The organism is Sorangium sp. So ce321, assembly GCF_051530195.1.
In the GTDB taxonomy this organism is placed as follows: Bacteria; Myxococcota_A; Polyangia; order Polyangiales; family Polyangiaceae; genus Sorangium.
Genome location: NZ_CP150329.1, coordinates 13,769,436 through 13,788,576, shown reverse-complemented (window position 1 = coordinate 13,788,576; position 19,141 = coordinate 13,769,436). Strand labels below are relative to the sequence as shown.

Here is a 19,141-nt window from a genome sequence, read left to right as displayed (position 1 = left end):
GTTTCTGATTGTTTCATTGCCCTGCTGCGGTGGCAGCGACGGATTTCCGATGGAGTCGGGGTCGGTCGAGGCAGTCTCAAGTGCGCTCCTGAATCACAACGCCCTCAACCCGAACGCCCTCAACCCGATCGCCCTCAACCCGATCGCCCTCGCCCCGAACAGACTCCAGGAGAGCAGCCTCTCGGAGCGCGCCCGGCGCGCCATCACCGAGCCCGGGGAGCCCGGCGCGACGTCGCGGCAGCTCCTTCAATACATCGTCAGCTGTGCGCTGAGCGCGTCGCAGTCGTTCCGCTTCTCGTGGCGCGACGAGGACGGCGAGCTGCACGAGGAGAGCTACCGCGGGCACCTCGGGCTCGCCCCGAGCTGGAGCGACGAGCCGCTGAGCGTGTCCCGGCGGCTGTGGGTCTCGGCCTGCGTGGCGTCGCGCGCCAACCGCGCCGGCGTGTCGGTGATGATCTCGTCGCGCGCGGCGCACCCGGCCCTCAGGTACCCGGACAGGAGCGAGGTCGAGTCCTTTCCGCGAGAGGAGGGCGCGTTCTGGGGCAATCTGTTCACGAGCCCCCCCCGGTTCTATGCCTGCTACAACGAGTCCAATGTCGAGAACTCTCGCACCCTCGGCAGGGACTGTGCGACAGGGCTCCTCGAGCCCGAGGGCGACGCCCGGGAATGCCCGAACATCCACATCGTGGGCTCATGCGATCGCGCGTGCGCCGCGCCGAGCGCCGCCGGCGGCCATCGCCCGACCTGCACCGATGATCTGGGCGAGCCGGCGCTCGCCGTGATCACGACGTTCCTGCCCTGAGGCGCCCATGTTGCCCGATGCTCGTCAAGGTGGGAGCGCGGCCCGCGCCGGGGCGCCCCCCGCGCGGTGCAGGGACTGCGGCAGGCGGGTCGCGCACGCGGATCCAGGGTGCCCGCAGCACGGCCCCGTGGTGCGGCCGTCGAGCCCGGACCTGCGCGTGCCAAGCGGCACGGACGACAGCGGCCCCGGCTGGCTCCACGCGGACGCGCCGCCCAGCATCGCTGGGTACCGCGGCGCCCGGCTCGCCGGCGTCGGCGGGTTCGGGGCCGTTTTCGCGGCCGAGCCAGAGGAGGGCGGGCGGACCGTGGCGATCAAGGTCGCGCGCGCCGACCGAGCGGACGCGAGCGTGCGTCTCGTCGAGGAGATGCGCGCCCTCCACGACATCGGGCCGCCCCACGTGCCCGCCGTCTACGCCTGCGGCCAGCTCGGCTCCGGCCTGCCGTACTTCGTCATGGAGTACCTCGACGCCCCGACGCTCGCCGACCGCCTCATCGCTACCGGCGTCGCCTGCCCCGTACCCGCGCGCGAGGCGTGCGCCCTCGCGCGCGCCTCGCTCCGGGCCCTCGAGGAGATCCACGCGCGCGGCTACGTGCACCGCGACGTCAAGCCGGAGAATATCTTCGTCTCCTGCGCGCCGCTCGCCGCCGGCGCCGAGGGCGCCGTGCACCGCGCCACCATCATCGATCTAGGCCTCGCGGCAGACCGCCGCGGGCAGCGGCTCGACCTCACCGCCGAGCACGACGCGCCCGGCACCGCCGAGTACATGGCGCCCGAGCAGTGCGACGGCCGCGGCGACGTCGACGCGCGCGCGGACGTCTACGCGCTCGGCGTCGTGCTGTTCGAGCTGCTCACCGGCAGGCCGCCGTTCTGGGGTCCCTCCGCCCTCGTGCGGCAGGACCACCTGAGCCGCCGCCCGCCGCGCCCGTCGTCGCTCGCGCCGATCGCGCGCTCGCTCGAGCAGATCGTGCTGCGATGCCTCGCCAAGGACCCCGGCCAGCGCTTCGAGAGCGCCGCGGCGCTCTGCGCCGCCCTGGAAGAGTTCGAGCGCGCCCAGGAACGCCGCCCCTCGCGGCCCAGGAGCGCCGCCGCGGAGCCGCCGCCGGGCGCCCGCGGCATCGGGCGGCGCGCCGTCGCGCTCCTCTTCTTCGAGTCCGCGCTCGACGTGGTGGGCCTCCAGCGGCGGCTCAGCGCGCTGGGCGGCCAGCTCGCGCACGCCGCGGGCAGCCGCTTCGTCGCCGTCTTCGATCACGAGGACGGCGCGAGCCCGCTGCGCCGCGCGATGCACGCCGCCCGCGAGCTCGAGCAGCAACGCGTCCTCTCCTGCGGCCTGCTCGACCTCGCGTCCGTGTCGGTCCAGACGCGGCCGGACGGCACGCGGCGCTTCCTGAGCCCGCTCTTCCACCGGGGCGATCGCGCCGCGCCGGGCGGCGCCGCGGGGATCACCCTGTCGCCGGCCGCCGCGGCGGCGCTCGGCGACGGCGCCCCGCCCCAGGTCGACTCCCTCCCCCCGCCCGGGCCGGCCTCTGTCCAGCCCGCGTCCTCCGCCCTGCCCGACGGCGACACCGTGGCCGACACGACCTCGCAGCCGTTCTTCGGCCGGAGCGACGTCCTCGACGCGCTCGTCGCGGGCGCGCGCAACGCCGCGACCACCGCGACGCCCACCATCGCCAGCGTCATCGGCGCGGCCGGCCAGGGCAAGAGCCGCCTCGCCGGCGCCCTCGTGCAGCGGCTGCGCGAGATCGACAGGCGCGCCGGGGTCATCGAGCTCCGGACCGGCGAGCCGGTCGCGGGCGGCGCCGACCGCGTCGTCCGGGAGATCCTCCAGCAGGCGCTCGCGCTGCCGGCGTCCCCGCCGGCGGACGGCGGCGGCGCGCTGCTCCGGCGCCGCCTCGGGGCCGCGCACTACGCGCGCCTCGGCGCCGCCGTGGCGCTCGCGCTCGGCTGGATCAGCGACGGCGCGCCCGCCGACGAGCGCTACCCGGAGCTCCGCGCGCTCTCCGCGGCCCCCGGCGCGCTCCGCGCCGCGCTCGCCGTGGCGGCCGGCGAGGCGCTCCGCCGGCGGTCGCAGCGCGCGCCGCTCTTCGTGGTGCTCGACGACGCGCACGAGGCGGACGACGCGGCGCTCGCCGCGCTCGAGTACGCGGCGCTCGCCGAGGCGCGGGCCCCGCTCTTCATCTGCGCCCTCGCGCGGCCGACCTTCGAGGGCGCGCGCCCCTCCTTCGGCGAGCGCGCCGCCCGCCGCGAGACCCACCGCCTCGAGGCGCTCGATCGGGACAGCGCCATCGCCCTCTGCCGGCGGCTGCTCCTGCCCGCCGAGGACGTGCCCGAGCCCGCGCTCGCGCACCTCGTCGAGCGCGCGCAGGGCGTCCCGCTCCTGCTCGTCGAGCTCGTGCGCGGCCTCAAGCGCGAGGGCATCGTGCGCCGGCACCCGCGGGGCGACGCCTGGTACCTCGCCACCGACGAGCTCGATCGCCTCCCGGACATGCCGCTCCTCGACTGGCTGGCGCTCGGCGAGATCGACGCGCTCCCGGCCGCGCTGCAGGCGCACGCGCGCCTCGTCGCGCTCCTCGGCCCCGACGTCACCGTCGCCGAGGTGGCGGGCGTGCTCCACCGTCTCGACGAGCACGGCGAAGCCGACGACCTCCCGCTCGACGCCGAGGTCGCGGTGAAGCGCCTGCTCGCCGCCGGCCTCCTCGTCCAGGACCGGCGGGGCCGCATCGGCTTCCGCCACGCGCTGGTCCGCGAGGCCGTGGTCAGGAGCGCGCCCGAGCTGCTCCGCCGGCGCGTCCACCTCGCGGCGTTCAAGCTGCACCGCGACGCCGCCGACGACGAGGGCGGCGAGGGCGCCGCGCCGCACGACAAGGACGCGCGCCTCATCCCGTTCGCGTACCACGCGGCGCAGGCGGGCCTCGGCGAGGTCGCCGAGGCCGCCTACCTCGCGCTGGCCGAGCGCGCGCGCGCCCGGCACGCCTACCTCGACGCGGAGACGTTCTACAGCCGCGCGCTGGAGCAGCCGAGCGAGCCGACGGATCCGGGCGCGAGCGCGCCCGCCGGCCCGCCGCCCGCCGGCGCGCCCGCGGGGGGGCGCCCCGACCGCGCGGCCGCGCACCGGGGCCGCGGCCTCATGCGCTACCGCCTGGGCCGCTACCACGACGCGCTCGCCGACTTCGCCAGCGCGCGAGCGCTCACTCGCGCGCGCGGCGACATCCCGGCGCAGATCGACATCCTCCTCGACGAGGCCACGGCGCTCGACTGGATGGACGAGTTCAAGAGCTCCGAGGAGCGCGTCGAGGAGGCGCGCGCGCTCGCCGCCGGGATCGCGCTGTCGCCGGCGCTCGCCGCGCGGCTCTCGCTCGGCGTCGGGCGCTCGCTCCACCGCTTCAGCCGGGAGGACGAGGCGGCCGCGGCGCTCGAGCGCGCGGCGGCCGCCGCCTCCTCGCTCGGCGGCGACGGCTACGAGACGCTCGTCATCTCGCTGCTCATGCTCGGCTTCGTCCTCCAGGGGCTCGGCCGGCTCGACGACGCCGAGAGCGCGCTCGGCCGGGCGATCGCGCTCTGCGAGGCGCACCACGACACGCTCCACCTCGGCTCCGTGACCAACAACCGCGCGCTCCTCTGGGCGTGCCGCGGCGACAAGGCGCGGATGATCGCCGACCTCGAGCGGGTGCTCTCGCTGGCGCGCGAGCTCGGCCAGAGCGGCCTCGAGCGGGTCGGCGAGTACAACCTCGGCGAGTACCTCTACCTGATGGACGACCTCGCGGCGGCGAGGCCGCACATCGAGCGCGCGCTCGAGATCGAGCAGCGCCGGTTCTGCGGGGCGTGCCGGCCGGTCGCCCTGCTCCTCAAGGCCCGGTTCCTCTTCTACTGCGGCGCGGAGGCCGACGCCCGGGCGCTGTTCGAGCGCATGCGCGCGATGCAGGAGCAGGCGCGCGCGGAGGGCCTCGCCGACGCGCTGATGGTCCCGTCGGAGGAGGTGCTCTGCGCCATGATCGACCTGGCGACGCGGGACGAAGGCGACGGGGGCGACGGCGCGTGGGACGCCCTCGTGGACCGCTCGGCCCAGAGCTCCGTCGGTCAGGAGCACATCGAGGTGCTCGAGATCCGCGCGGTGACCGCCCTGCGCCGCGGCCGGCTCGCCGCCGCGCGGAGCGCGCTCGCCGCCGCGCTCCGCGCCGCCGAGCGCATCCCGAACGTGATGGGCGACCGGCTGCGCCGCCACGCCGCCGCGATGGCCGAGCGCGACACCGCTGCAGAGCTCGCTTCGGTCCACGCGACGCTGCCCTCGTAGGCGCGCCCCGGCGCGGGTGCGCCCGCCCACGGCGGAGTCGTGGTCCTATCCTGACAGAGCGCTGACACGGCCTCTCGGGGCGTCGCGTGGATACGTCCGAGCCTGATCCTCTCTCAGGTGATCCCCGTACGACCTCGCTCCATGCGCGCATGCACGCGCATGTCCGGGAGATACGCCTCAAAGCCTGTCAGTCCCCGTACAGGACAGCACTCGCCCACATCGTTTGTCGCTTTTGCATCGACCAACGTCATATTTTGACCTGAAGCATTCGACTCGGTTCACTTGACAATCGAGGCGTTCAGCACGTCTTGACAGGCCGGAATCTGGCTCGGCTTGACAAATGGAGGCCTGAGCTCGACTTGATCTGGACAGCCGCAGGTACGATGTTGGACTCCAATTCACGCGAGCGAAGAGCAGGATCGGCCATTCAGCAGGCGAGCAGCGCTACGCGACGCGCGAGGACCTATACAAGTGACCAGATTCATTGACGAAATCGGTAACCGCCCGCAGCTCCAGCGCCCGCTGGCGCGAGCGACGGACACCGGCATTGCCGGGGTCAACACCGGCATGTTCGACAGCAAGGGCGACGACACTCAACGCGCTGCATTGCAGCGAGGTCTCGCTCGTGCGCGCGGCTGGCAACGCCGCGCTGCGCGCCTCGCGCATCACACCGCATGTCACACCGCTCGCCGTGCGTTCCATGGTATTCCCGCGAGCGAGCCCGCTTTCCACGGAAACATGGGCGTGGCCGTTTTCTCGTCGCGCCGGCGCCGCGCGCGCGGCGCGAGCAGCGCGCTCGTGAGCTCGCGCCGCGCCGCCGCTCATGGCCGCTCCGCTGCGCCGCGCGCGCCGCGCAGCGAGCCACCCCCGAAGGAGGCGAGGGCGTGAGGCGGACACTGGCCACCGTGTGGGGGATCATCCCGGCCGTCGGCAGGCATGGCGGCGCTCAGCCGCTCGCCTCCTCGAGAGAGTTGCTCCCGGTCGGCAGCCGCCTCGAGCGGGGCGTCGAGCGGCCCCGCGCGCTGAGCGAGCATGTGGTCGATCGCGTGCTGCGCGCCGGCGCGGCCAAGATCTGCTTCGTCATCTCTTCAGGCGCGTCCGACATCCTCGATTACTACGGCGCCGCGCTCGGGCCAGCGAGCCTGTCGTACGCCGTCCAGCCGCGGCCGGCCGGCCTCTGCGACGCGGTCTTCCGCGCGCTCCCGCTCATCCCGCCGGAAGATCTGGTGATCGTCGGCCTCCCGGACGCCATCTGGTTCCCCGAAGACGGGCTCTCGGCGCTCCCGTCTCAGGCGCTCTCGTTCCTCCTCTTCCCGGTCGAGCGCCCGGAGCTCCACGACACCGTCCTCACCGACGGCGAGGGGCGCGTCCTCGAGATCCAGGTGAAGCACCGCGACCCGGCGTCGCGCTGGACCTGGGGCGCCTTCAAGCTGACGGGCGCCGTGCTCCAGGAGCTCTACGAGCTCTGGTGCGCGCGGCGCCGGCGAGACGAGCACATTGGCACCCTCGTCAACGAGTACATCGCCCGCGGCGGCCTGGCGCTCGGCGTCCGCGCCGGGAGCGCGTACGTCGACGCCGGGACCGTCGATGGCTACCGCGAGGCCGTCCGCCTCCTGCGCTCCCGGACGGAGCCGCAGGAGGTCGCGGACGGGGAGTTCCACGAGCCTTCCGGCGCGCCCGCGCGGCTGAGCGCGGCCGGGAGCGACGCCCCCTGACCGCCTACCCGGCGGCGAGCGCCAGCGTCCTCGCGTTGTCAGGCACGCACGTCAGGAACCGCTCGCGGAAGCTCGGGTCGCTGATCTTCGCCGCGCGGCTGAGCAGGTGCTCGCGCGCGGCGGCGAGCGCCTCGGCCGCCTCGCGCGCGGCCCCCGCGGCGGCCAGCGCCTCGGCGTAGGCGAGCCGCACCAGCGACTCGCCCTCCTCGAGCGACCCCGCCTCCTCGAGCTGCGCGAACGCCTCGCGCGCGGCCGGCAGCGCCTCCTCCCCGCGGCCCTGCGCGAGCAGCGCGCGCGAGAGCACCGCGACCGCGGCGGCGCGGAGCGGCGGCGCCACGGTCAGCGCCTCGACCGCCGCCCGCGCCTCGCGCTCCGCGGCCGCCGGATCGCCCGACCGCAGCAGGATCTTCGCGAGGTACGTCAGCGTCACGCCCTCCATCCGCCGGTCGCCCTGCTGGTGGAACGCCGCCGCGGCGCGCTGCTCCAGGAGCTTCGCCTCCTCGAGCTGCCCCAGGTGGGCGATGACGTAGCCGAGGTTCTGGAGCGCGGCCGTCTCCAGATCGTCGAGGCCCATGCGTTGCGCCGCCGCGAGCGCCGTCCGGAGCGCCGACTCGGCCACCTCGAAATCGCCGAGCTCGCCGTACAGGAAGCCCAGGTTCTCGCGTATCGAGCAGGCGTTCCGGCGGTCGCCGGCCAGCTCGAACGCCGCGAGCGCCGCCGTGAGCCCGCTCAGCGCCGCCCCGATATCGCCCTTCGTCTGCGCGCGGATCGCCCGCACCTGCTGGTAGAGCCCCGCCGCCTGCGGATCGAGCCCGGCCTGCTCGCCCGCGACGGCGTCGAGCATCCGGATCAGCGTGTCGGCCGCCGCGTACCGGCCGCCGAAGATCAGGTACGTCGCGCCCTCGCACAGGCACATGATCCGGGCGCTGAGCAGCCCCGGCGCCTCGGCCACCCGCGTCGCCCACGCCTCGACCCGGTCGAAATGGCCGAGCTTCCCCTCGGCGACGATCACCTGCCCGATGGCGCGGAACCAGGACGAGCTGCCGACGCGGACGAGGCTCGCCGCCTCGGTCCCGCGCTGCGCGGCGAGCGCCGTCTCCTGCTGCCACAGGCTGACCTCGGCCTCCACGAGCCGCAGCCGCCCGAGCTCCTCGTCGGTCGCCCCGCACTGGATGCCCATCTCCGCGCGCGCGAGCGCGCTCGCCAGGTCGTTCGCCTCGATGGCCTGCTCGGCGGCCCTCCGGTACCACCGCACCGCGCGCGCCGGCTCGCCGCCGAGCCGGAAGTGCTCCGCGAGCGCCATCGCGTCGGTGTGCCCGCTGCGCTCGAGCCACTCGCCGGCCAGCTTGTGGCCGAGCGTGCGGTCCTGCTCGGTCAGCATCGCGTACGCGGCCTCGCGCACGATCGCGTGGCGGAACACGTAGTCCGTCGGGATCAGCCACCCCGGCGTCGAGGCCGGGGCGATGAGCTCGCGCGCCGCGAGCGCGTCGAGCCACGTCTCGGTCTCCTTCACGCGCGTGGCGCCGCCGAGCAGCGCCGCCACCGCCAGCTTCGAGAAGCGGTCGCCGAAGATGCTCGCCGCCCGCAGCACGCGCTTCGCCTCGTGCCCCTCGGCGTCGAGCCGTGCCTCGACCGTGCCCAGCACCGAGTCGGGCAGCACGTCCCCCTTGCCGTCCGCGACCGCACGGATCAGCTCCTCCAGGTAGAACGGGTTGCCGTCGGCCCGGTCCACGACGCGGGCCACGGTCTCGGCGGGCGTCTCCTCGCCGAGCGCGCTCCGCACCATCCGCTCGCTCGCCTTGGAGGGGAGCGGCCCGAGCTTGATGGTCTGCACCTCGCGATCGGCCCACAGGCCGGGGAACTGCTTGCCCACCTCGGGCCGGGCCAGCGCGAGCAGCATGAGTGGCAGATCCCTGAGGTTGCGCAGCGTCTGGTCGATGAGGCGCACGGTCGCCGGGTCGCCCCACTGCAGGTCCTCGAGCACGAGCAGCACCGGCTGGGCCGCGCACTCGGCCGCGAGCCAGTCCTCCCACGCCCCGCGCGTCGCGTCGGCCATCAGCATCGCGTTCTCGCGGGCCGCGCGCAGCCCGCTCGTCTCGCCGTCCGGGAACGGCGTGCGCGACAGCTCGCCCAGGAAGGCCGCGATCCGGTTCAGCGCGTCGCCGCTCAGGTGGCGCCCCAGCCGGCGCTTCAGCTTGCGCCGGCGCGCCTCGACCGGCTCGCCCTCGCGCATCCCCGCCGTCTTGTGGAGCGCGTCCGCGATGAGCCCGAACGGCGACCCCGCGGCCACCGACTCGGCCCTTCCGGACAGGATCTCCACCGCCCCGAACTGGCGCCGCACCCGGGTGAGGAACTCCAGCCGGAGCCGCGACTTTCCGGCCCCGGCCGGGCCGATCACGAGCACCGCGCTCGCCAGCGACTCGCTCACGCACCCGGAGAACACGCCCTCCAGCATGGACAGCTCGCGGCTGCGGCCGACCCAGAGGCTCGGCTTGCCGAGGAGGACGGGGGTGCTCTCGTCGGCCGCCGTCTCGCTCGCGAGGAACGGCCCCTTCTCGTCCGTGTCGATCTTGAGCCGGCCGCCGACGACGCTGGCGGTCACGTCGTCGAGCCGGACGACCCCCGCCTGCGCGGCCCGCAGCGCCCGCACCCCCCGGTCGATCACGTCGCCCTCGATGAGCTTCGCCGACGACACCCCGCGCCCCGTCGCGACGGCGAGCGGGATGCCCGGGAACCGCGCCCGCAGCGCGAGCGCGCAGCGCGCCGCCCGCTCGGCCCGGTCCACGGCGCTCCCGGCGCCGGCGAGGATCGCGATCAGCGACCCGCGCGAGATCTCGGTGATGTGGGCGCCGTAGGGCTCCACCGCGGCCCGCACCTCCGACCGCGGCACCGCGGACCCCGGGCCCTCGTTCGAGAGCTCCTGCAGCACGCTCGAGACGTCCGAGGCGCTGGGGACGCCGCCGGCCGCCGCCACGCTCATCTCGACGTCGTCCGGCTCGCCGGCGAGCACGAGGGACACGAGCCGCTGCTCGCTGCGCGTGAGGAAGCCCGGCGGCCGCGCCGAGCGCATCGTCGCGTCGCGCTGCGACGCCAGCGTGGTGGGCCGCGGCGTCGCCCACGCGTCGAGCGCCTCCGCGATCTGCGCGAGCTGCGCCCCGACGTCGCCGCAGTCGCGCGGCCGCTCCTCGGGGTTCTTGGCCATCATCCGGTCGATGAGGGCCTCCAGCGGCTCCGGGACGTCCGCGCGGACCTCGCGCAGCCGGGGCGTCTGCTGGAACAGGAGCTTGGCGAGCGCCGCCATGACGTGCGCCCCCTCGAAGGCCGGGCGGCCCGTGACGCACTCGTAGAAGACGCACGCGAGCGAGAAGACGTCGGCGCGCGCGTCGAGCGTGCTCCCGCTCTCGATCTGCTCGGGCGCGATGTACCCCGGCGTCCCGAGGATGCCGCCCGTGTAGGTGAGCCGCCGCGACTCCCCGTCGGGGCGCGCGATCCCGAAGTCGACCAGCTTGAGCTCGCCGACGTCGCCGGCGACGAGGAAGATGTTGCTCGGCTTGACGTCGCGGTGGATGATCCCGCGGGAGTGCGCGAAGGCGAGCGCGTCCGCCGTCCTGCGCAGCACCGCCAGGCTCTCGGCGATCGCGAGCTGCCGGCGCGCGAGGCACGCGGCCAGGTCCTCCCCCTCCAGCCACTCCATGGCGAGGTAGTGGTCCCCGGCGCCGGTCCGCCCGTGCGCGACGTACCGCACGATGCCCGGGTGGCTCAGCTCGGCGAGGATCTGCGACTCGCGCTCGAACCGCTCGACGTCGAAGGCCTCGCGGCTCTGGAGGACTTTCAGGGCGACCGGCCGGTCGTCGAGGCGGTCGTGCGCGCGGTAGACCGTCCCCATCCCACCGGCCGCAACTCGCCGCTCGACGACGAAGCGGCTCGCGAGGACGGCGCCGGAATCCACCTGCTCGATGCTACTCGAGGAACACGGTCACGGAGGTGTTGTAGCGATCGGTCCGGGGCGGGAAGATGCGGGTGCCGCAGGGCAGCTCGATGAGGGGCTCGCGGTCGCGGCAGTTCGAGTAGCTGCCGTCGTACCTCGGCCCGTCGCACACGTCGTCACAATCGCCCACAACGTCGACCACGCAGTCGTCGAGCGAGGGGCCGCAGACGCGCGGGATCGACGTCTCCCCGGGCGCGAGGCACGCGAAGCGTCGCTGCGTCTCCAGGAAGACGTTGCCGTAGTAGGCCGCCTCCGGCACGTCGAACTTCTCGCGCTCCCGCCTCGTGGACGACAGCGCGTCGTTCTTCCCGCGGATCGAGATGGTGACGTGCTCGCCCAGGTAGTTCACGCGCGCGAGCAGGCAGCTCGAGACCCACTCCTGGCACTTATCACCACACGAGCCATTGCGCTTGCCCCACTCGGGCGCGAGGCCGAGCTCCCCGTCGAAGCGGTAGGACCTGCCGTCGACGTCCACATCGAAGCTGTCGTCCTCGGGGAGAGCGCAGCTCACGATGAAGCTGAGGAGCTCTCTCGACTCGGGGTCGCGGAGCGCGTCCTTCGTGAACGAGTTGCCCATGAGGGCGTTGCGGGTCAGCGCGTTACGGGTGAGCGCGTTGCGGGTCAGCGCGTTGCGGGTCAGCGCGTTGCGGGTCAGCGCGTTGCGGGTCAGCGCGTTGTAAACGACGACCTCCTGCTGGACCTCCGCCACCACCTCATCATCACCATCGAGCTCGGTAGACACGACACAAGCGGCCTGCGAGGACGACACAGCCACGCAGACGATGAGAGCGATCTGGCGTGCAGATTCCATAGTCCTAATTTCATCTACACCATTGCCGCTCTTGAGTTCAATTTTTTTATAGACATTTTGCTGGACATGTTTCTCCACACTGCCGTGACACGCATCACGTAGTCAGGTGCCGGGCGGGGGACCCCGCAGAGCGCAGCACTCCCGCGCACCCCGAGTCGGGGGGGAAGCGAAGCAGCGTGTGGGTGGGAGATTTACGCCAGTTTCCTGGTCAACAGCGAATTGACCAGATCCGGGTTCGCCTTGCCGCCGGAGGCCTTCATGACCTGGCCGACGAAGAACCCGATCAGCTTCGTGTTGCCCGCGCGGAAGCGGGAAACCTCGCCGGGATGTCCGGCGACGATCTGGTCGACGATGCGCTCCAGGGCGCCTTCGTCGGCGACCTGCCGGAGCCCTCTTCGTTCCACGATCGCACGCGGGCTACCGCCCTGCTGCACCATCTCAGCCAGGACATCTTTCGCTATCTTTCCGGAAATGGTCCCGTCATCGATCAGCGCCAGGAGCTCGCCGAGCTGCGCACCCGAGAAGGGCAGGTCGCCTGTCTTGCTGTCCTTCAGCTCGCGCGAGAGCGAATGGATCACCCAGTTGGCGGCGCTCCTCGCGTTATCGTGGACGGATACAGCGTCCTCGAAGAGCCGGAGCAGGTCGTCGTCCTCGGCCAGGACCACGGCGTCGTCGCCGGGTATTCCCCGCGCCTCGATGAGGTGTCTGGCCTTGTCGGCGCGCGCCGGCTCGAGCCGCGCGAGCCGCTCCTCGAACGGCGCGCGCTCCGCCTTCGGGCGCGGGGGCTGCGGCTTCGCGGCCGCGCTCTCGGGCGCCGCCGCCTGAGCGGGCTTCTCGGCGGAGAGCTTCGACCACGAGTCCTTGAGCGCGACCGTGCGGTTGAAGACCGGCGCGCCGGGCGCGGAGTCGACCGGATCCACGAAGAAGAACCCCTGGCGCTCGAACTGGACATGGCTGCCCTTTTCCACCGTGGAGAGACTCGGCTCCACCTGGCATCCGGTCAGGGCGACCAGCGAACCAAGATTCAAGTTATCCAGAAAATCTTTGCCTTCATCGACCGCATCGGGCCGCTCGGAGGCGAAGAGCCTGTCGTACAACCGCACCTCGACGGCGAGCGCGTGGGCGGCCGAGACCCAGTGCAGCGTCCCCTTCGGCTTGCGGCCGTCCGGCGCCTCACCGCTCGTCGTGGGGCGATCGTAGGTGCAGCGGAGCTCGACCACCTCCCCTGTGGCATGGTCTCTCACCACCTCTCGACAGGTGATGAACCCCGCGTAGCGGAGCCGCACCTGCTGCCCGGGCGCGAGCCGGAACCACTTCTTGGGCGGGTCCTCGAGGAAGTCGTCGCGCTCGATGTAGATCACCCGGGAGAGGGGCACCTTGCGGGAGCCCTGCCTGGGCACGTCGTCGGGCCAGTAGGGCGCGTCGATCTCCTCGACCTGCCCCTCGGGGTAGTTCTCGAGGACGACGCGCAGGGGGCGCAGCACCGCCATGACGCGCGGGGCGCGGAGGTTCAGGTCGTCGCGGACGCACGACTCGAATTTCGCGAACTCGACCATGCTGTTCGTCTTCGCGACGCCGATCTCCTCGCAGAAGGCGCGGATGGACTCGGGCGTCACTCCGCGGCGCCGGAGGCCGGCGATGGTGGGCATGCGCGGGTCGTCCCAGCCCTTCACGTGCCCGCCCTTCACGAGCGCGAGCAGCTTGCGCTTGCTCATCACCGTGTAGTTCAGGTTGAGGCGCGCGAACTCGTACTGTCGGGGGCGGGACGGGACGTCCAGGCTCTCGATGATCCAGTCGTAGAGCTCCCGGTTGTTCTCGAACTCCAGCGTGCAGATCGAGTGGGTGATCCCCTCGATCGCGTCCGAGAGGCTGTGCGCGAAGTCGTACAGCGGGTAGATGCACCAGGCGTCGCCGGTGCGGTAGTGGCGCGCGCGCTTGATGCGGTAGATCGGCGGATCGCGCATCTTCATGTTGGGAGCGGCCATGTCGATCTTGGCCCGGAGCACGTGCGCGCCCTCCGGGAACTCCCCTGCTCTCATGCGGGCGAAGAGGTCCAGGTTCTCCTCGACGGACCTGTTCCTGTAGGGGCTGTCTCGTCCGGGCTCGGTGACGGTGCCGCGGAGCTCGCGGGTCTCCGCCTCGCTGAGGCTGCAGACGTACGCCTTGCCCTTCCGGATGAGCTCCACCGCGAACGCGTACAGCCGCTCGAAATAGTCCGACGCGAAGAACAGCTTGTCGCCCCAGTCGCCGCCGAGCCAGCGCACGTCCCGCTGGATGGACTCCACGTACTCCATGTCCTCGGCCGCCGGGTTCGTGTCGTCGAAGCGCATGTGGCATACGCCGCCGAACTCGGTCGCCAGCCCGAAATTGAGCAGGATGGACTTCGCATGTCCGATGTGGAGATAGCCGTTCGGCTCGGGCGGGAACCGGGTCACGACCCGTGTGTGCCTCCCCGCGGCGAGGTCTTCGGCGATGATGTTGCGGATGAAATTGGACGCGACGGCGCCGCTCTCGGCGTCGCTCGGTCTCTGGCTCTGCGTTGTCACAGCTCTTTTCACCTCGGATCGGGCGCGGCCGCCCGAGCGGAGCCTACTCGAACGGCCCCCCCTGGACCACCGCGGAGAGGCGCCCGCGCGGCCCCGGGCGCTCCTCTGCCGGGGTCGCGCGGGGCCGCGCTCGCCTCGGGACGGGGGCGCAGCGCGCGGGGCGGAGCGGGGGTGACGCAGCGAGGGCGGGCTGGACGGGGCGGGGGCGCGACAGCGGGGCGCGCGCCAGGGCGACGGCGGGCTGCGCGGCCGCGCCGCCAGCGGGCTGCGCGGCCACGCCGCGGGCGGGCTGCGCGGCCGCGCAGCCGGCGGGCGCGGCCGTCGCGCCGGCGCTCAGAACTGGGCGGCCTCGGTGGACTCGTGGAGGGCCAGCGTGGACGCCGCGCCGCCCGAGATCACCTGGGCGACCTCGTCGAAGTAGCCCGTCCCGACCTCGCGCTGGTGCCGCGTGGCGCTGTACCCGAACTGCTCGCCGGCGAACTCGGCCTGCTGGAGCTCGGAGTACGCGGACATGCCGCGGCGCTGGTACTGCCTGGCGAGCTCGAACATGCTGTGGTTGAGCGCGTGGAACCCGGCGAGGGTGACGAACTGGAACTTGTACCCCATCGCGCCGAGCTCGCGCTGGAAGCGCGCGATGGTCGCGTCGTCGAGGTGCTTCTTCCAGTTGAACGACGGAGAGCAGTTGTAGGCGAGCAGCTTGCCCGGGAACTGCTTGTGGATCCCCTCGGCGAAGCGCCTGGCCTGGTCGAGGTCCGGCGTCGACGTCTCGCACCAGACGAGGTCGGCGTAGGGCGCGTACGCGAGCCCGCGCGCGATGGCCGCATCGAGGCCGCCCTTCAGCACGTAGAAGCCCTCGGGCGTGCGCTCCCCGGTGACGAACGGCCGGTCGCGCGGATCGACGTCGGAGGTGATCAGCTTGGCGCTGTCGGCGTCCGTGCGGGCGACGACGACCGTCGGCACGCCCATGACGTCGCTGGCGAGCCGGGCCGCGATGAGGGTGCGGATGAACTGGCTGGTCGGGACGAGGACCTTGCCGCCCATGTGCCCGCACTTCTTCTCGGAGGCGAGCTGGTCCTCGAAGTGCACGCCCGCGGCGCCCGCCTCGATCATGGCCTTCATCAGCTCGAACGCGTTCAGCGGCCCTCCGAAGCCGGCCTCCGCGTCGGCCATGATCGGCGCGAGCCAGTAGCGCCCCGCCTTGCCCTCGGCGTTCTCGATCTGGTCTGCGCGGAGGAGCGCCTGGTTGATGCGGCGCACGAGCGTCGGGACGCTGTTCGCCGGATAGAGGCTCTGGTCGGGGTACATGGTGCCGGCCTCGTTGTTGTCGGCCGCCACCTGCCACCCGCTCAGGTAGATCGCCTTGAGCCCGGCCCGGACCTGCTGCATCGCCTGGTTGCCGGTGAGCGCGCCGAGCGCGGCCACGTAAGGCTCGCTGTGCATCAGGTTCCAGAGCCGCTTGGCCCCGAGGGTCGCGAGCGTGTAGTCGATGCGGACGGTGCCGCGGAGGCGCGCGACGTCGGCCTCGGAGTACGGGCGGACGATCCCGCTCCATCGGCCGGGGGCGACGTCGCCCGGCGTCGCGTGCAACGAATCGGCGGAGATCGGCGTGTTCAGCGGAAAAGCAGCGGACATGACTGGGCTCCTAGCGTGTTGGGGTGACGGGCGGCAGCAGCCGCTGTGTTGACATCAGATCAAGTGAGCCGAGCGTCACGAGCGCTGTTCCTTCGCCCTCGTGATCAGGAGCTCGTAAGCAGGGAGCGTGAGGAACTCCTCGAAGGTGTCTCCGATCGACAGCCGCTCGAACAGCTCGCGCGCCTCGCCGAAGCGGCCGCCGTCGAAGCGCGCCTCGCCGAGCGCGCCGCGGAGCGCGGCCATCTCGCCGTCGACCGCCGCGCGGAAGCGCTCCTCGGTGAGGGGCTTGCCGTCGTCGAGCGTCGCCTTGTGGCGGATCCATTGCCAGACCTGGGTGCGGGAGATCTCCGCGGTGGCCGCGTCCTCCATCAGGTTGTAGAGCGGGACGCACCCGAGGCCGCTGATCCACGCCTCGAGGTACTGGACCCCGACCCGGATGTTGTGGCGGAGGCCGGCCTCGGTGCGCGCGCCGGGCGGGACCTGCAAGAGGTCGGCCGCCGTCACGCGGACGTCCTCGCGCCTGCGCTCGATCTGGTTCGGCCCGGGCATGTGCGCGTCGAACACCTCGCGCGCGAGCGGCACGAGCGCCGGGTGGGCGACCCAGGTGCCGTCGTGTCCGTCCTTCACCTCGCGCAGCTTGTCGGCGCGCACCTTCTCGAGCGCCGCGCGGTTCGCGTCCGGGTCGCTCTTGATCGGGATCTGCGCCGCCATGCCGCCCATCGCGTGCACGCCGCGGCGGTGGCAGGTCTTCACGAGCAGCTGGGTGTACGAGCGCAGGAAGCGCTGCTCCATCGTCACCAGCGAGCGGTCCGGCATCACGCACGCCGGGTCGTTCCGGAGCTTCTTGATGAAGCTGAAGATGTAATCCCAGCGACCGCAGTTGAGCCCGGCCGAGTGCTGCCGGAGCTCGTGGAGGATCTCGTCCATCTCGAACGCCGCGGGGAGCGTCTCGATGAGGACCGTCGCCTTGATCGTGCCGGCGGGCAGACCGAGCGCTTCCTGCGCGAAGAGGAAGACGTCGTTCCAGAGCCGCGCCTCCAGGTGACTCTCCATCTTCGGCAGGTAGAAGTAAGGCCCGGTACCGCGGCGAACGAGCTCACGGGCATTGTGGAAGAAGAAGAGTCCAAAATCGAAGAGCCCGCCCGGCAGCGGCTTTCCGTCGAGCTCGACGTGCTTCTCCCAGAGGTGCCAGCCGCGCGGGCGCACGAGCAGGGTGGCCAGCCTGTCGCCGAGGGCGTAGCGCTTGCCCGTGGCCGCGTCCTCGTGGCGGAGCTCGCGCCGCGCGGCGAGCCGCAGCGCCGCCTGCCCCTCGATGAGGTTCTTCCACGTGGGCGACGTGGCGTCCTCGAAGTCCGCCATGAACATGTTCGCGCCGGAGTTCAGCGCGTTGATGATCATCTTGGGATCGACAGGGCCGGTGATCTCCACGCGCCGGTCGAGCAGGTCCGCCGGCAGCGGCGCCACCGTCCAGTCCCCCTCGCGCACATCCCGCGTTTCGTGGAGGAAATCAAACCGCTCGCCCGCGTCGAGCCGCGCCTGCACCTCGCGCCGGCGAGCGAGCAGACCCGGCACTCGGTCGGCGAACTTCCGTCCCAGACTCGCGAGGAAGCGAAGGGCCTCAGGCGTGAGGACAGGCTCGTCGCCCGCGACCCGAGGAGCGAGCAGGCTGAGGTTCGACGTCTCATGATTCTGGCTCATCCACATCTCCTGCAACGCTGCGCGTCGTTACAACGAAGCTATGTTTGTCGATGCCGTTTCAGCGTCAACTTCCCTTTGAAATGCAGGCGGATAAGGTTGTAGACGAAAGGCCTTTACACCCTGTCAACGTGTAAACTATTGTAAATTTCTGCGGTGGCGAGCTGCTGCGCCTGACCGCAGGTTCAGTAAGCTCAGCTACGTTCGGGAGGGTTCCTATGGCTGATGCACCGCTTCTCGGGGCCAAGGTCCGCGCGCTCCGGCGCCGCGAGCACATGACGCAGGTCGATCTGGCGGAGCGCCTCGGCGTATCGGCGAGCTATCTGAACTTGATAGAGAACAACCGCCGTCCGTTGACCGCGCCACTTCTCATCCGACTCGCCCAGATATTCCAGCTGGATCTCCAGAACTTCGCATCGGAAGAGGATGTCCGGCTCACAGCCGACCTCCACGAGGTGTTCGGCGACCCCATCTTCGAGAGCCACGGACTGACGAACGCGGACCTGCGCGAGCTCGTGGCGGCCTCCCCGAACGTCGCGCGCGCGGTGCTCACGCTGTACCGCACCTATGCGACGACCCGAGAATCGCTGGACACCCTGGGAGAGCGGCTGGCCGGCGACGGGTTCGTCGCGGTCGACAACTCGCGCCTGCCCTCGGAGGAGGTGAGCGACCTCATCCAGCGTCGGATGAACCACTTCCCCGAGCTCGAGGAGGGCGCCGAGGCGCTCTGGCGGGAGGCGGAGCTCGACGGAGACGACGTGTACCGCGGCCTCGTCCGGTATCTCCACGCGACGCGCGGCATCGAGGTGCGCATCGTGCGGGTCGCGGACGAGCGCCAGGCGATGCGGCGCTACGACCCGGACCGGCGCGTGCTCAGCATCTCCGAGGTGCTGCCGCCCCGGAGCCGCCGGTTCCAGCTCGCGCACCAGCTCGGCCTGCTCACGCAGACGGCGGCCATCGACCGCATCCTGCGCGACGAGAACCTCACGACCCCGGAGTCCCGCGCGCTCGCCCGCGTCGCGCTGGCCAACTACTTCGCCGCCGCGATCCTCATGCCGTACCAGCCGTTCCTCGAGGCGGCGCGCGCCGAGCGCTACGACATCGAGCTGCTCGCGCACCGCTTCGGCACGAGCTTCGAGCAGGTGTGCCACCGGCTGACGACGCTGCGCCGCCCCGGCGCCGAGGGGGTGCCGATGCACATGGTCCGCATCGACATCGCGGGGAACATCTCGAAGCGCTTCAGCGGCTCGGGCATCCGCTTCGCCCGCTTCAGCGGCGCGTGCCCCCGCTGGAACGTGCACGCCGCGCTGATGACCCCCGGCATGATCCGGATCCAGCTCTCGCAGATGCCCGACGGCGCGGTCTACTTCTGCATCGCGCGCACGGTGCGCAGCGACCGCGGCGGCTACCACGTCCCCCACACGGTCCAGTCGATCGGCATGGGCTGCGACGTGCGCTACGCCCGCGAGCTCGTCTACGCCGACGGGATCGACCTGGACAACACCGGCGCGGCCGTGCCGGTCGGCGTGACGTGCCGGACGTGCGAGCGCCTCGACTGCGCCCAGCGGGCGCTGCCGGCGCTGCAGCACCCGCTGCGCCTCGACGAGAACCGGCGCGGCGTCTCGTTCTACGCGTCCGTGGACAAGTGAGGCGCGCGCCGCTCG

At 72.3% G+C, this 19,141-nt stretch carries 10 protein-coding genes; 4 read left to right on the top strand and 6 right to left on the bottom strand.

What is annotated here, in order from left to right; genetic code table 11:
• Window positions 1-49 precede the first annotated feature (49 nt).
• Together WME89_RS51160 and WME89_RS51155 are read left to right on the top strand one after the other, a co-directional pair.
• Window positions 50-802: a hypothetical protein gene (locus tag WME89_RS51160; protein ID WP_438006766.1), complete on the top strand. Its 753-nt coding sequence runs from the start codon at window positions 50-52 to the stop codon at window positions 800-802.
• Between the two features lie 7 nt (window positions 803-809).
• Window positions 810-5,090: a protein kinase domain-containing protein gene (locus tag WME89_RS51155; RefSeq protein WP_438006765.1), complete on the top strand. Its 4,281-nt coding sequence runs from the start codon at window positions 810-812 to the stop codon at window positions 5,088-5,090.
• 444 nt (window positions 5,091-5,534) lie between these two features.
• Here the strand turns inward: WME89_RS51155 and WME89_RS51150 are convergent, their stop codons facing one another.
• Entirely contained in the window at window positions 5,535-5,915 is a 381-nt protein-coding gene (locus WME89_RS51150; RefSeq protein WP_438006764.1) for a hypothetical protein, read from the bottom strand.
• Between the two features lie 80 nt (window positions 5,916-5,995).
• On the opposite strand from WME89_RS51150, the gene WME89_RS51145 reads away from it, so the two are divergent.
• The gene (locus tag WME89_RS51145) at window positions 5,996-6,805 is read left to right on the top strand and encodes a sugar phosphate nucleotidyltransferase (protein ID WP_438012075.1); all 810 of its coding nucleotides are present in this window, start codon (window positions 5,996-5,998) and stop codon (window positions 6,803-6,805) included.
• Window positions 6,806-6,809: 4 nt separating this feature from the next.
• Here WME89_RS51145 and WME89_RS51140 read toward each other — a convergent pair whose 3' ends face one another.
• From WME89_RS51140 to aceB, 5 genes are all read right to left on the bottom strand, one after another.
• On the bottom strand, window positions 6,810-10,754 hold the full coding sequence (locus tag WME89_RS51140) for a protein kinase domain-containing protein (RefSeq protein WP_438006763.1): 3,945 nt from the start codon (window positions 10,752-10,754) through the stop codon (window positions 6,810-6,812).
• A gap of 10 nt (window positions 10,755-10,764) precedes the next feature.
• Entirely contained in the window at window positions 10,765-11,682 is a 918-nt protein-coding gene (locus WME89_RS51135; RefSeq protein WP_438006762.1) for a hypothetical protein, read from the bottom strand.
• A gap of 113 nt (window positions 11,683-11,795) precedes the next feature.
• A complete protein-coding gene (locus tag WME89_RS51130; protein ID WP_438006761.1) occupies window positions 11,796-14,150 on the bottom strand; it encodes a glutamine--tRNA ligase/YqeY domain fusion protein in 2,355 nt (784 codons plus the stop codon).
• A 333-nt stretch (window positions 14,151-14,483) separates the two neighbouring features.
• Entirely contained in the window at window positions 14,484-15,782 is a 1,299-nt protein-coding gene (aceA, locus tag WME89_RS51125; RefSeq protein ID WP_438006760.1) for an isocitrate lyase, read from the bottom strand.
• Between the two features lie 75 nt (window positions 15,783-15,857).
• On the bottom strand, window positions 15,858-17,480 hold the full coding sequence (aceB, locus tag WME89_RS51120) for a malate synthase A (RefSeq protein ID WP_438006759.1): 1,623 nt from the start codon (window positions 17,478-17,480) through the stop codon (window positions 15,858-15,860).
• A 215-nt stretch (window positions 17,481-17,695) separates the two neighbouring features.
• Between aceB and WME89_RS51115 the strand changes: the two genes are divergently transcribed.
• The gene (locus WME89_RS51115; RefSeq protein ID WP_437622274.1) at window positions 17,696-19,126 is read left to right on the top strand and encodes a helix-turn-helix domain-containing protein; all 1,431 of its coding nucleotides are present in this window, start codon (window positions 17,696-17,698) and stop codon (window positions 19,124-19,126) included.
• The last annotated feature ends 15 nt before the right edge of the window (window positions 19,127-19,141 follow it).

Bases quoted from the DNA above. Each gene is read 5' to 3' on its own strand.
- WME89_RS51160 (WP_438006766.1), top strand. From the start codon at position 50: ATGGAGTCGGGGTCGGTCGAGGCAGTCTCAAGTGCGCTCCTGAATCAC.
- WME89_RS51155 (WP_438006765.1), top strand. From the start codon at position 810: ATGTTGCCCGATGCTCGTCAAGGTGGGAGCGCGGCCCGCGCCGGGGCG.
- WME89_RS51150 (WP_438006764.1), bottom strand. From the start codon at position 5,915: ATGAGCGGCGGCGCGGCGCGAGCTCACGAGCGCGCTGCTCGCGCCGCG.
- aceA (WP_438006760.1), bottom strand. From the start codon at position 15,782: ATGTCCGCTGCTTTTCCGCTGAACACGCCGATCTCCGCCGATTCGTTG.
- aceB (WP_438006759.1), bottom strand. From the start codon at position 17,480: ATGAGCCAGAATCATGAGACGTCGAACCTCAGCCTGCTCGCTCCTCGG.
- WME89_RS51115 (WP_437622274.1), top strand. From the start codon at position 17,696: ATGGCTGATGCACCGCTTCTCGGGGCCAAGGTCCGCGCGCTCCGGCGC.